13 protein-coding genes and 1 pseudogene are annotated in these 16,406 nt (G+C 58.3%); 5 read left to right on the forward strand and 9 right to left on the reverse strand.

Annotation, left to right across the window (positions count from 1 at the left end; all coding sequences use genetic code 11):
* Window positions 1-7 precede the first annotated feature (7 nt).
* The 4 genes from rpoD to PSQ19_RS08220 all read right to left on the reverse strand — a co-directional run bounded on the left by rpoD (window position 8) and on the right by PSQ19_RS08220 (window position 5,166).
* Entirely contained in the window at window positions 8-1,981 is a 1,974-nt protein-coding gene (gene rpoD, locus PSQ19_RS08210; protein ID WP_407649115.1) for an RNA polymerase sigma factor RpoD, read from the reverse strand.
* Window positions 1,905-2,417 (reverse strand): RNA polymerase sigma factor region1.1 domain-containing protein, encoded by a 513-nt coding sequence (locus tag PSQ19_RS19795; RefSeq protein WP_407649117.1) that lies wholly within the window; start codon window positions 2,415-2,417, stop codon window positions 1,905-1,907. The genes rpoD and PSQ19_RS19795 overlap by 77 nt, the downstream gene beginning before the upstream one ends.
* Before the next feature lie 181 nt (window positions 2,418-2,598).
* On the reverse strand, window positions 2,599-4,557 hold the full coding sequence (gene dnaG, locus PSQ19_RS08215; protein WP_282220376.1) for a DNA primase: 1,959 nt from the start codon (window positions 4,555-4,557) through the stop codon (window positions 2,599-2,601).
* Between the two features lie 45 nt (window positions 4,558-4,602).
* A complete protein-coding gene (locus PSQ19_RS08220; RefSeq protein WP_282220377.1) occupies window positions 4,603-5,166 on the reverse strand; it encodes an HdeD family acid-resistance protein in 564 nt (187 codons plus the stop codon).
* A gap of 181 nt (window positions 5,167-5,347) precedes the next feature.
* Between PSQ19_RS08220 and PSQ19_RS08225 the strand changes: the two genes are divergently transcribed.
* Entirely contained in the window at window positions 5,348-6,547 is a 1,200-nt protein-coding gene (locus PSQ19_RS08225) for an MFS transporter (protein ID WP_328517748.1), read from the forward strand.
* On the opposite strand, the gene PSQ19_RS08230 is transcribed toward PSQ19_RS08225, so the two are convergent.
* Window positions 6,533-6,988: a GatB/YqeY domain-containing protein gene (locus PSQ19_RS08230; protein ID WP_282220378.1), complete on the reverse strand. Its 456-nt coding sequence runs from the start codon at window positions 6,986-6,988 to the stop codon at window positions 6,533-6,535. The two genes, PSQ19_RS08225 and PSQ19_RS08230, sit on opposite strands and share 15 nt — an antisense overlap.
* Window positions 6,989-7,182: 194 nt before the next feature.
* Between PSQ19_RS08230 and carA the strand changes: the two genes are divergently transcribed.
* Window positions 7,183-8,388 (forward strand): glutamine-hydrolyzing carbamoyl-phosphate synthase small subunit, encoded by a 1,206-nt coding sequence (carA, locus tag PSQ19_RS08235; RefSeq protein ID WP_282220379.1) that lies wholly within the window; start codon window positions 7,183-7,185, stop codon window positions 8,386-8,388.
* A gap of 75 nt (window positions 8,389-8,463) precedes the next feature.
* Here the strand turns inward: carA and ypfJ are convergent.
* A pseudogene (gene ypfJ, locus PSQ19_RS08240) lies at window positions 8,464-9,392 on the reverse strand (KPN_02809 family neutral zinc metallopeptidase).
* Window positions 9,393-9,629: 237 nt separating this feature from the next.
* Between ypfJ and PSQ19_RS08245 the strand changes: the two are divergent.
* Complete coding sequence (locus PSQ19_RS08245) at window positions 9,630-11,609, forward strand: bifunctional 2',3'-cyclic-nucleotide 2'-phosphodiesterase/3'-nucleotidase (protein ID WP_282220380.1); 1,980 nt, start codon at window positions 9,630-9,632, stop codon at window positions 11,607-11,609.
* A gap of 45 nt (window positions 11,610-11,654) precedes the next feature.
* On the opposite strand, the gene PSQ19_RS08250 is transcribed toward PSQ19_RS08245, so the two are convergent.
* From PSQ19_RS08250 to PSQ19_RS08260, 3 genes are all read right to left on the reverse strand, one after another.
* Complete coding sequence (locus PSQ19_RS08250) at window positions 11,655-11,966, reverse strand: hypothetical protein (protein WP_282220381.1); 312 nt, start codon at window positions 11,964-11,966, stop codon at window positions 11,655-11,657.
* 151 nt (window positions 11,967-12,117) lie between these two features.
* Window positions 12,118-12,312: a hypothetical protein gene (locus PSQ19_RS08255; protein WP_282220382.1), complete on the reverse strand. Its 195-nt coding sequence runs from the start codon at window positions 12,310-12,312 to the stop codon at window positions 12,118-12,120.
* A gap of 74 nt (window positions 12,313-12,386) precedes the next feature.
* Window positions 12,387-13,871 carry a hypothetical protein gene (locus PSQ19_RS08260; RefSeq protein ID WP_282220383.1) on the reverse strand — a complete coding sequence of 495 codons (1,485 nt, stop codon included), beginning with the start codon at window positions 13,869-13,871 and terminating at the stop codon, window positions 12,387-12,389.
* A 204-nt stretch (window positions 13,872-14,075) separates the two neighbouring features.
* Between PSQ19_RS08260 and PSQ19_RS08265 the strand changes: the two genes are divergently transcribed.
* Together PSQ19_RS08265 and PSQ19_RS08270 are read left to right on the forward strand one after the other, a co-directional pair.
* Window positions 14,076-14,828: an ABC transporter ATP-binding protein gene (locus PSQ19_RS08265; RefSeq protein WP_282220384.1), complete on the forward strand. Its 753-nt coding sequence runs from the start codon at window positions 14,076-14,078 to the stop codon at window positions 14,826-14,828.
* Window positions 14,825-16,339 carry a hypothetical protein gene (locus PSQ19_RS08270; RefSeq protein WP_282220385.1) on the forward strand — a complete coding sequence of 505 codons (1,515 nt, stop codon included), beginning with the start codon at window positions 14,825-14,827 and terminating at the stop codon, window positions 16,337-16,339. The genes PSQ19_RS08265 and PSQ19_RS08270 overlap by 4 nt, the downstream gene beginning before the upstream one ends.
* Window positions 16,340-16,406: the final 67 nt, after the last annotated feature.

Raw genomic sequence — 16,406 nt, forward strand, 5'->3', positions numbered from 1 at the left:
TACTCCTTCAATCAATTCGGCGCTGATATCGTGGACGGCGTACCGGCGCTGGCAACACCAGTTCACCCTGTTTTTGCATTTCCTCGCGCAGCCAGTCCGGCGACAGGTGAAAATAATTCGGCCAGGTCGGCACGCCATTGGCCAGTTCAACCTGCCCGAAATAGCGCCGATCCCGCAAGGCCTCAGTGCCCTCGCCGCGTTCGCCAATCATCGGAGCGGCATCGAACGTACCGTTTGATCCGTCCGAAAACGTCACCACCAGCTTGAATGGCACAATGGCGCGGATCGCCGTTATTTTCAGGCGCACCGCCGCCATCTGCCCTGCCCCTAATTGTCCAGGAAGGCTCCGCAACTTGCGCGAGCGGCTTGGATGCTTGAGCTTGCGCAGCGCCTTGGCCTCGATCTGCCGAATACGTTCGCGGGTCACCGAAAACTGCTGACCAACCTCTTCCAGCGTATGATCGGTATTCATGCCAATCCCGAACCGCATGCGCAGGACACGCTCTTCACGCGGCGTCAGGGACGCCAGAACCCGCGTCGTTGTTTCGCGCAGATTGGACTGAATAGCCGCGTCAATCGGCTGGGTGGCGTTCACATCCTGAATGAAATCGCCCAGATTGCTGTCTTCCTCGTCCCCGATTGGGGTTTCGAGCGAAATCGGCTCCTTCGCAATCTTGAGAACCTTGCGCACCTTGTCCAAAGGCATCTGCAGCTTTTCGCTCAATTCCTCTGGCGTCGGCTCACGCCCGATTTCATGCAACATCTGCCGGCTTGTCCGCACGATCTTGTTGATCGTTTCGATCATATGCACCGGAATACGGATGGTCCGCGCCTGATCGGCAATCGAACGGGTAATCGCCTGCCGGATCCACCATGTGGCATAGGTGGAGAACTTGTAGCCGCGCCGATATTCGAACTTGTCGACCGCCTTCATCAGGCCAATATTGCCTTCCTGGATCAGATCCAGGAACTGCAAGCCGCGATTGGTGTACTTTTTGGCAATCGAAATCACCAGGCGCAGATTGGCTTCAACCATTTCTTTTTTGGCAATGGCCGCCTCGCGCTCACCCTTCTGCACCTTGTGCACAATCCGGCGGTATTCAGCGATATCGAGGCCGGTTTCGGTTGCAAGCGTGGCGATATCGCCGCGCAGTTCGGCAATCGTATCGGCTTCGCGCTTGGCGAACTCACCCCAGCCCTTGCCCGAATTGGTAGCAAGGTTTTCTTCCCAAGCCGGGTTCAACTCCGAGCCATAATAGCTTTCGAGGAAAGACTCGCGCGTCACGCCGTAGCTTTCAGCCAGTCTAAGCAGGCGCCCTTCGAGTCGCACCAGACGCTTGTTGATGTCGTAGAGTTGCTCAACCAGACTTTCGATACGGCTATTGTTGAGTGCCAGCGACTTGACGTCGGAAATCACGTCGGCGCGCAACACATCAAGTTTTTTGGTATCGGCATCGCTGACATCAACCGCCCGATCCTCGGCGTGCAGATCTTGTATGACCCGCATCTTGCCATAGGCGTCGGCGATACGATCAAAAGTCTCAACCACCTGCGGCTTCAACTCAGCTTCCATGGCCGAGAGCGATAGGGCGTTCTCATATTCGTCATCATCGTCGTCTGGCGGCGGATCCTGCGGGGTCTCGGGTTCCTCGGGCACGTATTCGCCGTTGGCACTTTTCGCCCGCCGCGCCTCTGCAGCGGCAGCCTTGGCTTTTTCAGCATTGACGCTTTCAAGCTTGGCCGCAACCGTCAGGCTGATGGGCCCCTGCACCGGCGCCGGGGCCGCCTGCTTGGCGTCCGGCCCCGCGTAAGTGGCCTCCAGATCGATAATGTCGCGCAAAAGGATTTCGCCTTCACCCAGCTGGTCGCGCCAGATGATGATGGCTTGAAAGGTCAGCGGGCTTTCACACAACCCGGCAATCATGGTTTCGCGACCCGCCTCGATGCGCTTGGCAATGGCGATTTCGCCCTCGCGCGACAACAGGCTCGACCGAACCCATTTCGCGCAGATACATGCGCACTGGATCATCAGTGCGGTCACTGCCTTCACGGGTGTTGGATTTCGAAGCGACGGCGGTCCCGGTCGAAGGTGCCAGTTCCTGGCTTTCCTCTTCGTCCTTTTCCACCTCGGTCTCTTCGACCTCGTCCTCGTCCACCACATTGATGCCCATGTCCGAGAACATGGACATAATGTCTTCGATCTGCTCGGAAGACACTTCTTCGGCGGGCATGACCGCGTTGAGTTCTTCATAGGTCACATAGCCGCGTTTCTTGGCGACCTTGATAAGTTTCTTGACCGCGGCATCGGAAAGATCAAGTAACGGGCTGTCGTTGGTGGTCTCAGCGCCCGTAGCCGGCGTGCCCGATTCGGGCTTTTCGGCATCCTTGGTGGTTTTGGTAGCTGCCTTAGTGGCCATCTGGTGCTCCTCGGGACCCGTCAGCGGCCGGGTGCCGGTAAGGTCATAAATGGGGATAGGCTCAAGACGAGGTAAAGGTTTGGTAAACCAAGTGTTAACATGGCCTCCTGTGGTTCGCCCGGCCTTTTGCATATATCGCCATACGCAAAATCGCGCACACGCGCCGGTTCCAGAAATTTTTCTAGAAACTGCGTGTTGCGCGCCCCGATAACGAACCAAATCCTTCGATCAATGCCTCTGTGCCATCGACAGTGGTAATCTGGTTCTTAATGTCTCGCAGCCTTTCAAAAGTTTCTTCGCTCGGGGCTTCGCCCAGCGCCGCTTCGGCTGCTTTGAGTTCCTTATTTAGCTGAACTTTCTTGTTATGCAAGGCCAGCGCGTGACTCAATCCCGTCTCAGCATCAGTTTGTGCAATCTCAGAAGATATTTGCCACACCCCCTGCCTGCTTAATAACTGCCGCATTCGGCCGATAGTTTCATCAAATCCGCGCGCGCTCAGTGCGTCGCCCACATTCGCCGCCGAAATGTCATGGTCCCGCATCACAAGATCAAGAATCGCCCCGATAATTTTGCGCGCCGTCGGCGTTTCCAGATCCAGCATCGCCAATTCTTCAAAATGGTCTTCCACCAGCCCCGGATGATTGACCAGCGACATGATGATCGCCGCCTCCCGCGGTGTCGCATCGCTATTGGTCACGCTGGGTTTGACGATGCGCGAATTGCGCAGCGTATCCGACAACACCAGCTTGGGACTGCCGCGCCCAAAAAAACCCTTTTGCCCGTAATTTTTCTGCCCGTAGCCGCCCTGTCCATAATTGCTGCGCCCACCGCCACGCGGATCATAGCCGCTGCGGCTGGGCGTAAAAAACGCCTTCAGCTTTTCATCGAACGCCTGGCCATAGTGAAACCGCACCGACAGATCCTGGATAGAATTGGCCCGTTCGCGCAGCTTGGCTTGCAATGCCGCCCGCGCTTCGGGTGTTTCAGGCACCAGGCCGCCGGTTTCCATGCTCCAGACCATGTCCGACAGGCTGCGCGCCCGCTCGATCACATCAGCAAAGGCACCGCGTCCCTGTGCCTTGATCAAATCGTCGGGGTCCTGCCCCTCTGGCAGCGTTGCAATTTTTACCGTCTGCCCCGGCTTGAGATGCGGCAACACAATATCGGCCGCGCGTTCGGCAGCCTTCAACCCCGCCTTGTCGCCATCAAAACACAACACCGGCTCGTCGCTCATCCGCCACAGCAAGACCAGATGTTCCTCGGTCAGCGCCGTGCCCAGCGGCGCCACCGCGCCTTCAAATCCCGCTGATACCGCGGCGATCACATCGAGATAGCCCTCAACCACAATGACGCTTTTGCCATCACGCGCCGCCTGCCGGGCCGCCTGCCCGTTGTAAAGCACCTGCCGCTTGTGAAACAATTCTGTCTCGGGCGAATTGAGATATTTTGCCGGCACATCCGAGGACAGCGCCCGCCCGCCAAAGGCGATCACCCGCCCGCGAAAATCGGTAATGGGAAACATCACTCGATTGCGAAACCGGTCATAAGTCAGCGGGTCGCCCTCGCGGCTGGTCACCAGCCCGGTATCGATCATGTCCTGCGCCGAGACCCCGTTGATTGCCAGATGCTCCTTCAACCCATTGCGGCTGTCGGGCGCAAAGCCCACGCGAAAACGCGTTTGTGCCGTCGCCGAAACCCCGCGATCAAACAGATAACCACGCGCCTTGGCCCCGATATTATGCGCCAGTGCTGCCTCAAAATATTTGGCCGCTAGTTCCATCACGTCAATCAGACTGCGCTGCGCCGCCTCGCGCTTTTCCTGACGCTCGTCGCGCGCCGGCATCGGCACACCGGCCATTTCGGCCAGCCGCTCCACAGCTTCAGGAAAACTCATGCCCACTTTGTCGGTCAGAAACCGAAAATGATCGCCCGTCACCCCACAGCCAAAGCAATGATAGATGCCGCGATTATCGTCTGCATGAAAACTGGGGCTCTTTTCGCCATGAAATGGGCAGCAGGCCCACATGTCGCCGCGCCCCGGCTGGCTCTTGCGCTTGTCCCAGAGCACATGCTCGCCCACCACCTGCGTTATCGGCAGGCGCTGGCGGATCTCTTCAAGAAACTGGTCGGTAAAACGCATGGCTCTACCTAAGCCCAACCTCAGGCTTTGTCACCATGTTCAGCACTAGGCCGAGCGTGTCCGCTGATAGAGTTTCCACGCCCAGCCAAAAAGACCGAGCGACAAAACGATCAGCATGATCCCGCCAAACATCACCATGACAGTCGTGCTGACCACTGGGAAAAACAGGAACACCAGCCCCAACACCACATAGCTGACGCCAGACAGGATGACGGGCCAGATATGGGCATAGAGCGCTCGCTCCCGCATCACCACGACGATCTGCATGATCCCCACACCAAGCGCCACTATGCCAACCAGAGTTGCCAACAGCGACGCGGTCAGGATGGTTGCGATCAGTGGGCTGATGAAAATCAATATCCCGAGAATGAGGCTGAGCGCATTGGCGACCACATCAAACCAGTAATTGCCGCTCTTGCCGCCGCCGAAGGTCAGGCTCCAAAGCCCCAACACACCATCGACAATCAGCAAGATGCCGCCAAACAACACCAGCACCGTCAGCGCCTGCCCCGGCCAGATCAGCGCATAAAGCCCGGCCACGAGCATCAAAAGTCCCCGCAGCGCCGTCGCCGCCGCAAAACGGCGCTTGGTCTCTGTAGATACCGCCATGTTGATCTCCGTTCCGCATCCATGAACCCTTGCCAAATGTAGCTGGTAATAGCGGCCAGTCCAGCCCGACCGTACGCCATTCAAGATTTTGGCAACTCATCAACAACAAATGTGCATTGCGTCATCCGCCGCCCTGTGGTCTGAGCAGGCTTTCTCTTGACGCCTGTCCGCTGGTTTTGTGATGTCACTGCCCCTGATTGCCCTGTTCATCGCCGCTTTCGCTTTCGGTACCGCCGAATTCGTCATCGCTGGCGTGTTGCCAGAGGTCGCAACCGGCCTGACCATTTCCATCCCCACCGCCGGCTATCTGGTCACTGGCTATGCCATTGGTATCGCTCTGGGCGGACCAACACTGGCGGTGCTGTCGAAAAAACTGAGTCGCAAGACCCTGGTCCTCTGGCTCGCCAGCATTTTCACACTCGGTCAGGTCCTGTGTGCTCTGGCACCCGATTTTGAAACCCTGATGGCGGTGCGGGTCCTGGTTGCCGCCGTCCACGGTACATATTTCGGCGTCGCCTCAATCGTTGCCACTGGCCTGGTGCCCCCGCACAAGCGCGGTTCGGCAGTCGCCCTCATACTGTCCGGCTTGACCGTGTCCACCATATTGGGGGTGCCCGGCGGCACCGCAATTGGCAATCTTCTGGGCTGGCGCGCCACCTTCTGGGCCGTCGGCATTCTGGGCCTGCTGGCGACCGCTGCCATCGCCCTCTATTTGCCCGCATCCGTCAGCCCCACCACCACTAGGTCCAGTTTTCGTCGTGAGTTCAAGGCGTTGGGGCGCCAGCAGATCATGCTGTCCCTGCTCATCGTCATTCTGGCCATGATCGGACAGGCCAGCATTTTTACCTATATCGCGCCGTTCCTGCTTACCATTACCGGCGTTGAGGCAAATCTGCTTCCCTGGCTCCTCTTGGTCTTGGGTCTGGGCTCAACCATCGGGGTGTTTGTCGGTGGTCGTTTGGCTGACTGGCAATTGATGCCGTCGCTGATCACCATTTTGGCGCTGCTGGCTGCAATCCATGTGGTGCTGTTTCTCGCCAGCCCCTATCCCCTGCCAATGGCGATCGCCATGTTCGTCTGGGGCGGCATAAACTTCTCGTTCAGCGCCCCGGTACAGTCGCGGGTGCTGCAATGGGCCGGTGACGCGCCAAACCTGGCCTCGTCCCTGATCCCAACCGGCTTTAATATCGGCATCGCCATCGGTGCAGGCTCTTGGCGGCGTCGTGCTCGAATCATCGCTAGGCTATCGCGCTCTGCCATGGATCGGCGCGGGCACGCTGACCCTGGCTTTTGTGATCGCGCTCATTTCCTATTTTTGGGAACGCCGCATTGGCGCGACGCCCCCATCGCTGACCACCATGCCGGCCTAATTGTCCGATAGCGCGGCCTTGACCTTGCCGCTGGCCTTGCCAAAATCGATCCGCCCCGGATAGTCCGCCTTGAGTTGGCCAATGACCTTGCCCATGTCCTTTGGTCCTTCTGCGCCGGTAGCGCTAATGGCTGCGGCAATGGCCGCTTCTACTTCAGCGTCGCTCAACCCCTTGGGCAAGAACTCGTTGAGAATGTCGATCTCTTCCTTCTCAACCGTCGCCAGATCGGTGCGTCCCGCCTCGGCAAAGATGGCAAAACTTTCTTCGCGCTGCTTGACCATCTTTTGCAGCAACGCCAGGATTTCCTCGTTGGTTGCCGGGCCACGATTGTCGCCGCGTGCTGCAATATCCTTGTCCTTGATCGCTGAATTGATCATTCGCAGCGTTGACGTGCGCCGCACATCGCGGGCCTTGAGAGCCAGTTTGAGGCTTTCGCTGAACTGTTCGCGCATTTAATTGATCCTCTTGCCCATATCTGTTTCACCCCCATATAGCGCTGCAAACACGACTGTGCCACTTGCGTGTTGGCGACGCCCCTTTTAAGAGAAGGCTCTCAACCACCATTGCGCAGAGCGTGACACCGACAAAGAGCTCAGGCACTTTTCGCGACCTTGCCACAAGACGCCTTGCACCAAGGAGAACCACCATGACCGGCTGGGAACAATCACCCGCGACCGCCCTCCTGATACTGGCCGATGGCACGCGCCTTGAGGGCCGCGGCATAGGCGCCGTCGGTCATTCGGCAGGCGAAATCTGCTTTAATACAGCGATGACCGGCTATCAGGAAATTCTGACCGACCCCTCATATGCCGGTCAGATCGTCACCTTCACCTTCCCCCATATCGGCAATGTTGGAGCCAATGATGAGGATATTGAAACCGTCAACATGGCCGCCTTGTCAGGCGTACGTGGCGTCGTGCTCAAGGCCGACATCACCAATCCCTCCAACTATCGCTCTCTTGAAAGGCTCGATGCCTGGCTCAAAAAGCGCAACATCGTCGGAATCACCGGTATTGATACCCGAGCCCTCACCGCGCTGATCCGCCAGTCGGGCCTGCCTGACGGCGTAATCGCCCATGCTCCTGACTGTCAGTTCGACGAGGCCTCGATCAATGCCGAACTCAAGGCCTTTCCCGGTCTTGTCGGCCTGGATCTGGCACGCGAGGTCACCACTGCCCAAACCTATCACTGGGATCAGACCGGCTGGAAGTTGGGCGAAGGCTATGGCACCCTTGAAAACTCCGAATTTCATATCGTCGCCGTCGATTTCGGCGCCAAGCGCAATATCCTGCGCTGTCTGGCCGATCAGGGCGCCAAAGTAACGGTTGTGCCTGCCAGCGCCTCGGCGGCCGATATTCTGTCACACAATCCCGATGGCATCTTCCTGTCCAACGGCCCCGGCGATCCAGCCGCCACCGGCCAATATGCCGTCCCCACCATCAAGACCCTGCTCGATACCGGCAAGCCCATGTTCGGCATTTGCCTGGGCCATCAACTGCTCGGTCTGGCCCTGGGTGGCTCAACTACCAAGATGCATCAGGGCCATCACGGCGCAAACCATCCGGTCAAGGATTTGACCACCGGCAAGGTCGAGATCACCTCGATGAACCATGGCTTTGCCGTCGAAAAAGCCAGCCTGCCCCCCGGCATCACCGAAACCCATGTTTCACTGTTTGATGGCTCAAATGCGGGACTGTCAGTGGAGGGGAAGCCGGTATTCTCGGTCCAGTACCATCCCGAGGCCAGCCCCGGCCCGCGCGATAGCCATTACCTGTTCACCCGGTTCCTCAATTATGTGCGGGCTCAAAAGGGCATGGACCAGAAACCGGAATATGTCGCGCCTGCGGCCTGATTGAAACACCATATCCAAAAAAATAAAGGCCGCCCCGGCGATGGGAGCGGCCTTTTTCAATTCATGCTGTCCTGTTCAGACCGAGCCTGAAAAAGTATCACACTGGCTGACATCGCCGCTTTGATAGCCGCGCGCAAACCAGGTCTGGCGCTGCTTGGATGTGCCGTGATTGAACGTCTTGGGCACCGCATAACCTTGCATTCGCTTCTGCATTGTATCATCGCCAATCTGATCGGCGGCGTTCAAGGCCTCCTCGAAATCACCGGTTTCAACCAGATTTTGCTCACCGGCATAATTTGCCCAAATACCGGCATAGCAATCGGCCTGCAACTCCACCCGCACCGAATAGGCATTGGCCTCGGTGGCACTCATGCTTGCCCGCGCCCGGTTGAACTGGGGCAATACACCAGTCAGGTTCTGCACATGATGCCCCACTTCATGGGCCAGCACATAGGCCTGGGCAAAATCGCCCGGTGCCCCGAACTCCTGTCGCAGCTGATCATAAAACGCCAGATCGATATAAACCTTTTGATCCTCTGGGCAATAAAACGGCCCGGTTTTCGCGTCCGCCACGCCACACCCTGATTGGGTGCCGCCGCTGAACAGCACCACCATCGGCGCACTATACTGCGCCCCGGCGTCGGCAAATTTCTGCGTCCATAAATCTTCGGTTTCCTTGACCACCACGCCGACAAAATCGGCCAGTTCATCCTGCCCGGCTGATGGCAACGGACGCTGCGCGGCGGAACTCGAACTGGTCGGCGCCCCGTTCATACCGGAAATGATATCAATCGGATTTTGCCCGGTCGTGACCCAGATCAGGCCCAGAATCACGACAATACCAACCAGGCCGATCCCGCCACCACGACCGCCGCCGCCACGGCCCCCACCTGTCGGAATGCGAAAACCACCCCGCCCGAGACCACCGCTCAAGCCGCCGGTGCGCCCCCCGCACCGCGTCGATCGTCAATATTGGAGCTGCGCTCCCGCCCGCGCCATTTCATGGATTTCTCTCCATTTCGCTGTCCCCAACACCCTTATCTGGTGTGCCGCAAAATCGTAATGTAAAAATATTTGACCATATGGTCCAAAAATCCTAACACTCTGGGCGCCGCCGTCATCGCAGCGTCACCATGCAGCGGCACGTGAGCCCCAACAGCGCTCACCCAAGCCTAATCGAATATAATCGGCTAGGTTCCGTTCTGCCCGTTTCAACCAGTAATCTGTCGTGGAGAAATGTGATGAAATTTGATCCTAAACTATCCCGTCGTACGTTCCTTGCCGGCTCGGCCAGCATCGGTGCGATGGCTGTATTGCATCCTTTTGCTGCCAGCGCGCAGGCCAATCAGGCCCATTTGCGCATCATCGAAACAACCGATTTGCACGTCGCGGTCTTCCCCTATGACTATTACGCTGACAAGCCCAACGACACCATGGGTCTGGCGCGTACCGCTTCAATCATCGACTCGATCCGCGCTGAAGCGGGCAACTCCATGCTGATCGATAATGGCGATATCATTCAGGGCAATCCCATGGGCGACTATATCGCCTATGAAAAGGGCCTCACCGACCATGTTCACCCCATGATCGCAGCCATGAACACGCTGGGCTACGAAGCCGCGACCTTGGGCAATCACGAATTCAACTATGGTCTCGATTACCTCGATCAGGCCCTGTCGGGTGCCAACTTCCCGTTCGTTTCCGCCAATCTGGTCAAGGGCGACACGCTTGCCGCCGATCCGCTGGACGACGAAACCTATCTCGAGCCGTTCCGCATCATCGAAAAGGAAGTAACCGACGGTGCCGGTGCCAAATCCACCGTCAAGATCGGACTTATCGGCTTCCTGCCACCTCAGATCATGACTTGGGACGCAACCCATCTGCAGGGCAAGGTCAGCACCCGCGACATCGTTGAAACCGCCAAGGCCTATATTCCCAAAATCCGCGCTATGGGCGTTGATCTGGTGATTGCCCTGTCGCACTCCGGCATTGCTGACGACGACACCCCCGGCGCGGAAAACGCCTCGCTTCAACTCGCCGCCGTGGATGGCATCGACGTCGTCCTGACCGGCCACCAGCATCGCGTCTTCCCCGGCCCCGATTATGCCGACATTCCTGGCGCCGATACGGACGCTGGCACCTTGAACGGCAAACCTGCGGTTATGGCCGGTTTCTGGGGCTCCCATATGGGCTTGATCGATCTGCTGCTCGAACAGGATGCCGAGGGCAAATGGACGGTACTGTCCCATACTGCCGAAGCCCGCCCGATTTTCGAGCGTGTCGATGGCAAGGTTCAGCCTCTGGTTGAAAACGAAGCCACGGTTGCCGCCGCTGCCCAGACCGATCACGACGAAACCATTGAATATGTGCGCCGCCCGGTTGGTGAAACCTCCGCGCCACTCTATTCATATTTCGCCTTGGTCGCCGATGACCCATCCGTTCAGATCGTTTCACAGGCCCAGACCTGGTATTTGAAACAGATGATGAAGGGCACCCAATGGGAAGCCCTGCCCATCCTGTCGGCAGCGGCCCCCTTCAAGGCCGGCGGTCGCGGTGGCGCCGATTATTACACTGACGTGCCGGTTGGTCCCGTCGCCATCAAGAATGTCGCCGATCTGTACTTGTATCCAAACACCATTCAGGCGGTTAAAATCACCGGCGCCGACGTCAAGAACTGGCTGGAACGCTCTGCGGGGATCTTTAATCAGGTCGAAAAAGGCGCCGTCGACGCGCCGCTGATCAACAATGATTTCCCGTCCTACAATTTCGACGTCATCGACGGGGTCACCTACAAGATCGACCTCACCCAGCCCTCGCGCTTCTCTGCCGACGGCAAGGAAGAGCCAAATCCGGACGCCAGCCGCATTGTCGATCTGATGTATGATGGCAAGCCGATTGATCCAGCCGCAGAATTCATCATCGCGACCAACAATTATCGCGCCGGTGGCGGTGGCAACTTCCCCGGCATCGGCCCCGACGTCATCATCTTCAAGGGACCGGACACCAACCGCGATTTGTTGGTCCGCTTCATCGTTGAAAACGGCACCATCAATCCGTCAGCCGACAGCAATTGGGCGCTTGCGCCAATTGGGGACACAACGGTGTTGTTCGAAACCGGCCCCAAGGCCGCCGATCATGTTGCTGACGTTTCGGCGGTAAAAATCGAATCGACCGGCAAGACCAGCGACGATGGGTTCGGCATCTACCGCATTACGCTCTAGCCGACAAAAATCGAGGCGGCATCTCTTGGTGCCGCCTCCGATACATCAGGCCGACTTGTCAAACACCAACCCTAAACCGGATGGCGGGTTCGGCGTACTCACCGCCCCACGGCCGCTATCGCCTTGGCGCTGGCTCAATGAACCACCGAAACTGACGGCATTTTGGCTGGGTTCAATGCCAGATTTGCTGTTCTGGATGTCCGTCACCAAATTATCCTGTCGCACATCCGTCCCGGACAATGCCGCGTCTGGATGGGCGGGATCAATGAACTTCTTTGCCTCTGCAACATCGTCGCAATTGCGGCATTGGTAGCCATTTACAATAATTGGCCGCGGATAGTCGGTGCTGATCGCCATTTGTGCCTCACACAATACGGCAATGCTATTCGCAACTCCCTACCGTCTGGTTACAGTCGCCACCGGCGCCTGCTCTACGCAGGTCGTGAAGATTTCTTCGCGCAAGAATATAAGGCGAGATCGTGCAATTCCGTCCTCATTCTATCGGACACTACTGGCCGTCGGGGGTAACATCGACACTTACCGCAGGAACATCGATATCTACGGTGCCGCTACCGCCCTGCCCGTTGAAAAACAGGAAATAGATGCCGATGGCCACCAGCACGACAAGCAGAATGCCGATAATGGGGCCAAGCGGACCGCGGCTCCGGTCCACAACGACTGTTTCACGTACTGGTTCTGGCATGAGTAGTCTCCGGTGTCTCTTGGCACACCAACGAGTCCGGTTTGATTTTGTTCCCGCAGCCGCAATGGCTCGACTCAGGCGTATCGCCCGGCCGCCGCCGCACTTGCAGCCGCTTTGTCGCCATAAGCCTTTAGCGCCACCGCCAGCTTGAGCCCCAGCGTATTCAGATCACCACGGCTAAAGGCCAACCGGACCTTGTCAAGGTCCAACTGATCGCGCAAGCTCGCAAATCGGTTGTCAGTGCCGTTGGCCAACTTGTCGGGTCCGATTGCCGTGTCGAGCGCCTGCACCGCTGCCACAATGGCCCGGCGGCTTTCCGTGGTCAGACGTGCCTCATCGGGATCGCTGCGCTCACTTACGGTGCGATAGCCCCGAAATATCTGCTGCTCACCATCCCGAACATAGCTGCGCCCACTCTCGACCTGCTGTGTTCCGGTGGTGATGGTTTGAGTACCCACCTGCACCTGCTCAGTGCCGACCACGACAGTTTCAACACCGGTCTGCACTGTCTCTTCCCCAATCTTGACCTGTTCGGTACCGGTCTTGACCTGCTCTGTGCCAATCTTGACCTGCTCGGTCCCCACCTGCACCTCTTCGGTCCCCACCAGCACGTCTTCGGTGCCGGTTTTGACCTGCTCAGTGCCAATCTGCACTTGCTCAGTGCCCGTAACACTGGCTTCGGTTGTTCCCGCCTGCAAGCCGAGATCGGTGAACGGATCGCCGGAAAAGTCGAGAAAGCCATTGGCAACACTGGCAAGCGTCAGCGATTGGGCATCCGCCGTCTGCAAATGCAACTTGCCGTCGCCGGACAGGCTGGCGTCCAACCCCTCGATACTGTCGAGCGCCAAAACCAGCGCCTTGCCGAATTCGCCTGTGCCGGTGCTGAAATTGAAATTGGTGGTCGTGCCATCCTTGGTCACCGCGATGCGATTATTGGTGCTGAACTTGACCACCGCCAACGAACCATCGCCAACTTTTACCGAAAAGTCGGCGCCGCTATCGACTCCCGACGCGCTGCGATTGGAAAAACTGGAAAGATCGCGCGTACCATCAACAATGGTTTCGTAAATGTCGCGGGTCTCATAGATCGGGCGATCCTCAAAAACATCCCGCGTCTCATAGACATTGCGCGTTTCATAAATCGGACGATCCTCAAAAACGTCGCGTTCTTCAAACACATCCCGGGTCTCAAACACATCTCGCTGCTCAAAGATCGCCCGTTGCTCGGTAACATCGCGCGCTTCATAGATCGGTACCAACTGGGTTACCGGCTCGGTGCGATAGCTGGCTTGTAATTTGTATTTGGGAACGCTGTCGTAACGCTCTTCAAATGAGGTCACGCCATATCGCGATTGCTCAAGAAACCGCGCATTGCCCAACGCTGCATCGAGTTTTTTCAATCCCGAGAGGCTCGCCGCTTCGCGTGCAACTTCGGGTCGAGCGCTAAGCTGTTTTACCGTGGGTACCGGCAATGTGGCGGGGCGACCATAGTTCTGCAGGGCAGCAAAAAAATCTGCCCGCGACAACTGCAATCTCTGAGCGCTCGTAATCCCGACCATCGGTCTACCTCCCTTGGGCTTGCCAATATCAGGGCCGGAACTGAGAAAAAGCTGCGTAAAATACATTGCATTTTATCTATCGCGAATATTCAAATTCTGGTCGACCCCGACGCCGTGACGCGGCCAAATTGTTAACGCTACTCGTTCACCCCCTTCAACGCCTGCCCGCTAGGCTGATCATCAATTCCGACCTGCGAGCCCGCCATGCCCAACGCCGCCCTTGAAATTTCCGGCCTGTCCAAAAGTTTTGACAAGCCCGTCGTCAATGCGCTCGACCTGACCATTCGATCTGGCGAATTCTATGCGCTGCTCGGCCCCAATGGCGCTGGTAAAACCACGATTTTGCGCATGGTTGCCGGTCTGTTGCAGCCTGACGAAGGCGCCATTTCGGTCTTGGGCATTGATGCGCGCAAGGATCCGATCGCCGCCAAGAAAATCATCGCCTGGGTTTCCGATGAACCCATGGTCTATGACCGCCTGACCCCGCTGGAATATCTGGAATTTGTCGCCGGCCTTTGGCAAATCGATGCGACGACCGCCAAGGCACGTGCGCTCGATCTGCTCGACTGGCTCGGCCTCGCGCCCCACGCCAATGCCCTTTGCGGCAGTTTTTCCAAGGGCATGTTGCAAAAAGTCGCCCTAGCCGGCGCGCTGGTGCATGAACCGCGCCTGATCATCCTCGATGAACCGCTGACCGGTCTCGACGCAGGGTCGGCCCGTCAGGTCAAGGATGTACTGCTCAACAAGGTCCGCAACGGTGTCACCGTCATCATGACCACCCATATTCTTGAAGTTGCCGAACGCATGGCCGAGCGCATCGGCGTCATTTCCAACGGTCGTCTGATCGCCGAAGGCACGCTGGCTGAATTGCGTACCCGCATTGGTCGCGGCAACACCAGCCTTGAGGAAATTTTTCTCGATCTGGTGCAGATCGATGCGCAAAGCGTTGCAGCGTGATGACGCAGCCCGCCAGCGTTGCCTGGTTCGCCCGCCACGAGATCGGCCTGGCCTGGCGCGATTGGACCGCCATGATGACAGGCGGCCGCCGCACGCGTGGCATCGTCCTCGGCCTTGTGCTTGTCGCCGCAGCGGCGATCATGCACCTCATTGCCTATGGCGTTGTTTCGTCCTGGTTGGCCACTGGCATTGGTCCGGATAAGCCAACCCTTGTCATGCTCACCGGCGGTGGATTGCTGTTCTGGTCGGTCATGCTGTCCCAGGCCCTGGAATCGGTCACCCGTGTCTATTATGCCCGCGCCGACCTTGATCTCATCCTGTCCTCACCCGCCTCGGCAAAGCGCCTGTTTGCCGTTCGAACCGGCGCCGTGGCCCTCACCACCTTCGCCATGTCCTGCCTGCTCGCCAGCCCGTTGGTCAATGTGCTGGTGCTGCTCGATGGACCACGCTGGCTTGCCGCATTTGCCGTTCTGGCGGCAATCTCTGCCCTTTCGGCCGCCATTGCTGTCGCGGTGACCATTGCCCTGTTCCATACTGTTGGCGCCAAGCGTACCCGCCTCATCGCCCAGATCATCGCGGCCGTTGTCGGAGCCGGCTTTATCATCGGCATTCAGGCCGCCGCCATTATCTATTATGGCAAGTTTTCTCGCTTCACCCTGCTGCAATCCAGCGAAATAGTCGCCGCTGCCCCCGATCTGGCCAATATCCTCTGGTTACCAGCCCGCGCCGCCATGGGCGATCTGGCAGCGCTTGTGCCCGTCGCCTTGACTGGCTTTGGGGCGCTGGCGCTTATCATCATCGCCACCGCTTCGAGCCTATGGTCACCACGCCATTTCAACCGCCAGTGTCAGCCACATCCGCACCGAGCGCCGTCCCGCCACCCGCGCCTTCAAGAACGGTTCGCCAAAACATGTCCTGCGCCTCAAGGAGTGGAAACTGCTTCAGCGCGACCCATGGCTTTTGTCGCAAACGCTCATGCAAATCCTCTATCTGGCGCCCCCCGCCCTGATGCTGTGGATCAATTATGGCGAACATTCAGGCGCCTATGTCGTTGTCGTGCCGGTGCTGGTCATGGCCGCGGGCCAATTGGCCGGCGGCCTGGCGTGGCTCGCTATTTCTGGCGAAGACGCCCACGATCTGGTGGTCACCGCCCCGATATCCCCGCGCATGGTCCTGGCCGCGAAAATCGAGGCGGTTCTGGCGATCATCGCCATCATCCTGTTGCCGCTCATCGCGCTGCTCGCACTGTCATCAATCGAAGTCGCTCTGGTAACGGCGACCTGCGCGCTCCTCTCGGCCGGCTCGGCCACCGCCATCCAGGCTCTGGTTCCGGGTGGTCGCCCGACGCTCCATGTTCCGCCGCCGTCAAGTTGCCTCGCGCGCTGCAACCCTGTCCGAAGCCTTTGCGTCCATCATGTGGGCGGGCACTGGCGCCCTGTGGGCCTCGGCTTCATGGCTCGCCTTGGCCCCCGCAACATTGGCTGTGCTCGTGCTCGCCTTTGCCAGGCTGATCAGTCCCAAACACCCCTGATCCCGCCCATCAACCCACGGCGCGCAACCATTATCTATCTGCGACGT

This window comes from Devosia algicola, assembly GCF_028816455.1.
Lineage (GTDB): Bacteria > Pseudomonadota > Alphaproteobacteria > Rhizobiales > Devosiaceae > Devosia > Devosia algicola.

Bases quoted from the DNA above. Each gene is read 5' to 3' on its own strand.
- PSQ19_RS19795 (WP_407649117.1), bottom strand. From the start codon at position 2,417: ATGGCCACTAAGGCAGCTACCAAAACCACCAAGGATGCCGAAAAGCCC.
- dnaG (WP_282220376.1), bottom strand. From the start codon at position 4,557: ATGCGTTTTACCGACCAGTTTCTTGAAGAGATCCGCCAGCGCCTGCCG.
- PSQ19_RS08220 (WP_282220377.1), bottom strand. From the start codon at position 5,166: ATGGCGGTATCTACAGAGACCAAGCGCCGTTTTGCGGCGGCGACGGCG.
- PSQ19_RS08225 (WP_328517748.1), top strand. From the start codon at position 5,348: ATGTCACTGCCCCTGATTGCCCTGTTCATCGCCGCTTTCGCTTTCGGT.
- PSQ19_RS08230 (WP_282220378.1), bottom strand. From the start codon at position 6,988: ATGCGCGAACAGTTCAGCGAAAGCCTCAAACTGGCTCTCAAGGCCCGC.
- carA (WP_282220379.1), top strand. From the start codon at position 7,183: ATGACCGGCTGGGAACAATCACCCGCGACCGCCCTCCTGATACTGGCC.
- PSQ19_RS08245 (WP_282220380.1), top strand. From the start codon at position 9,630: ATGAAATTTGATCCTAAACTATCCCGTCGTACGTTCCTTGCCGGCTCG.
- PSQ19_RS08250 (WP_282220381.1), bottom strand. From the start codon at position 11,966: ATGGCGATCAGCACCGACTATCCGCGGCCAATTATTGTAAATGGCTAC.
- PSQ19_RS08255 (WP_282220382.1), bottom strand. From the start codon at position 12,312: ATGCCAGAACCAGTACGTGAAACAGTCGTTGTGGACCGGAGCCGCGGT.
- PSQ19_RS08260 (WP_282220383.1), bottom strand. From the start codon at position 13,871: ATGGTCGGGATTACGAGCGCTCAGAGATTGCAGTTGTCGCGGGCAGAT.
- PSQ19_RS08265 (WP_282220384.1), top strand. From the start codon at position 14,076: ATGCCCAACGCCGCCCTTGAAATTTCCGGCCTGTCCAAAAGTTTTGAC.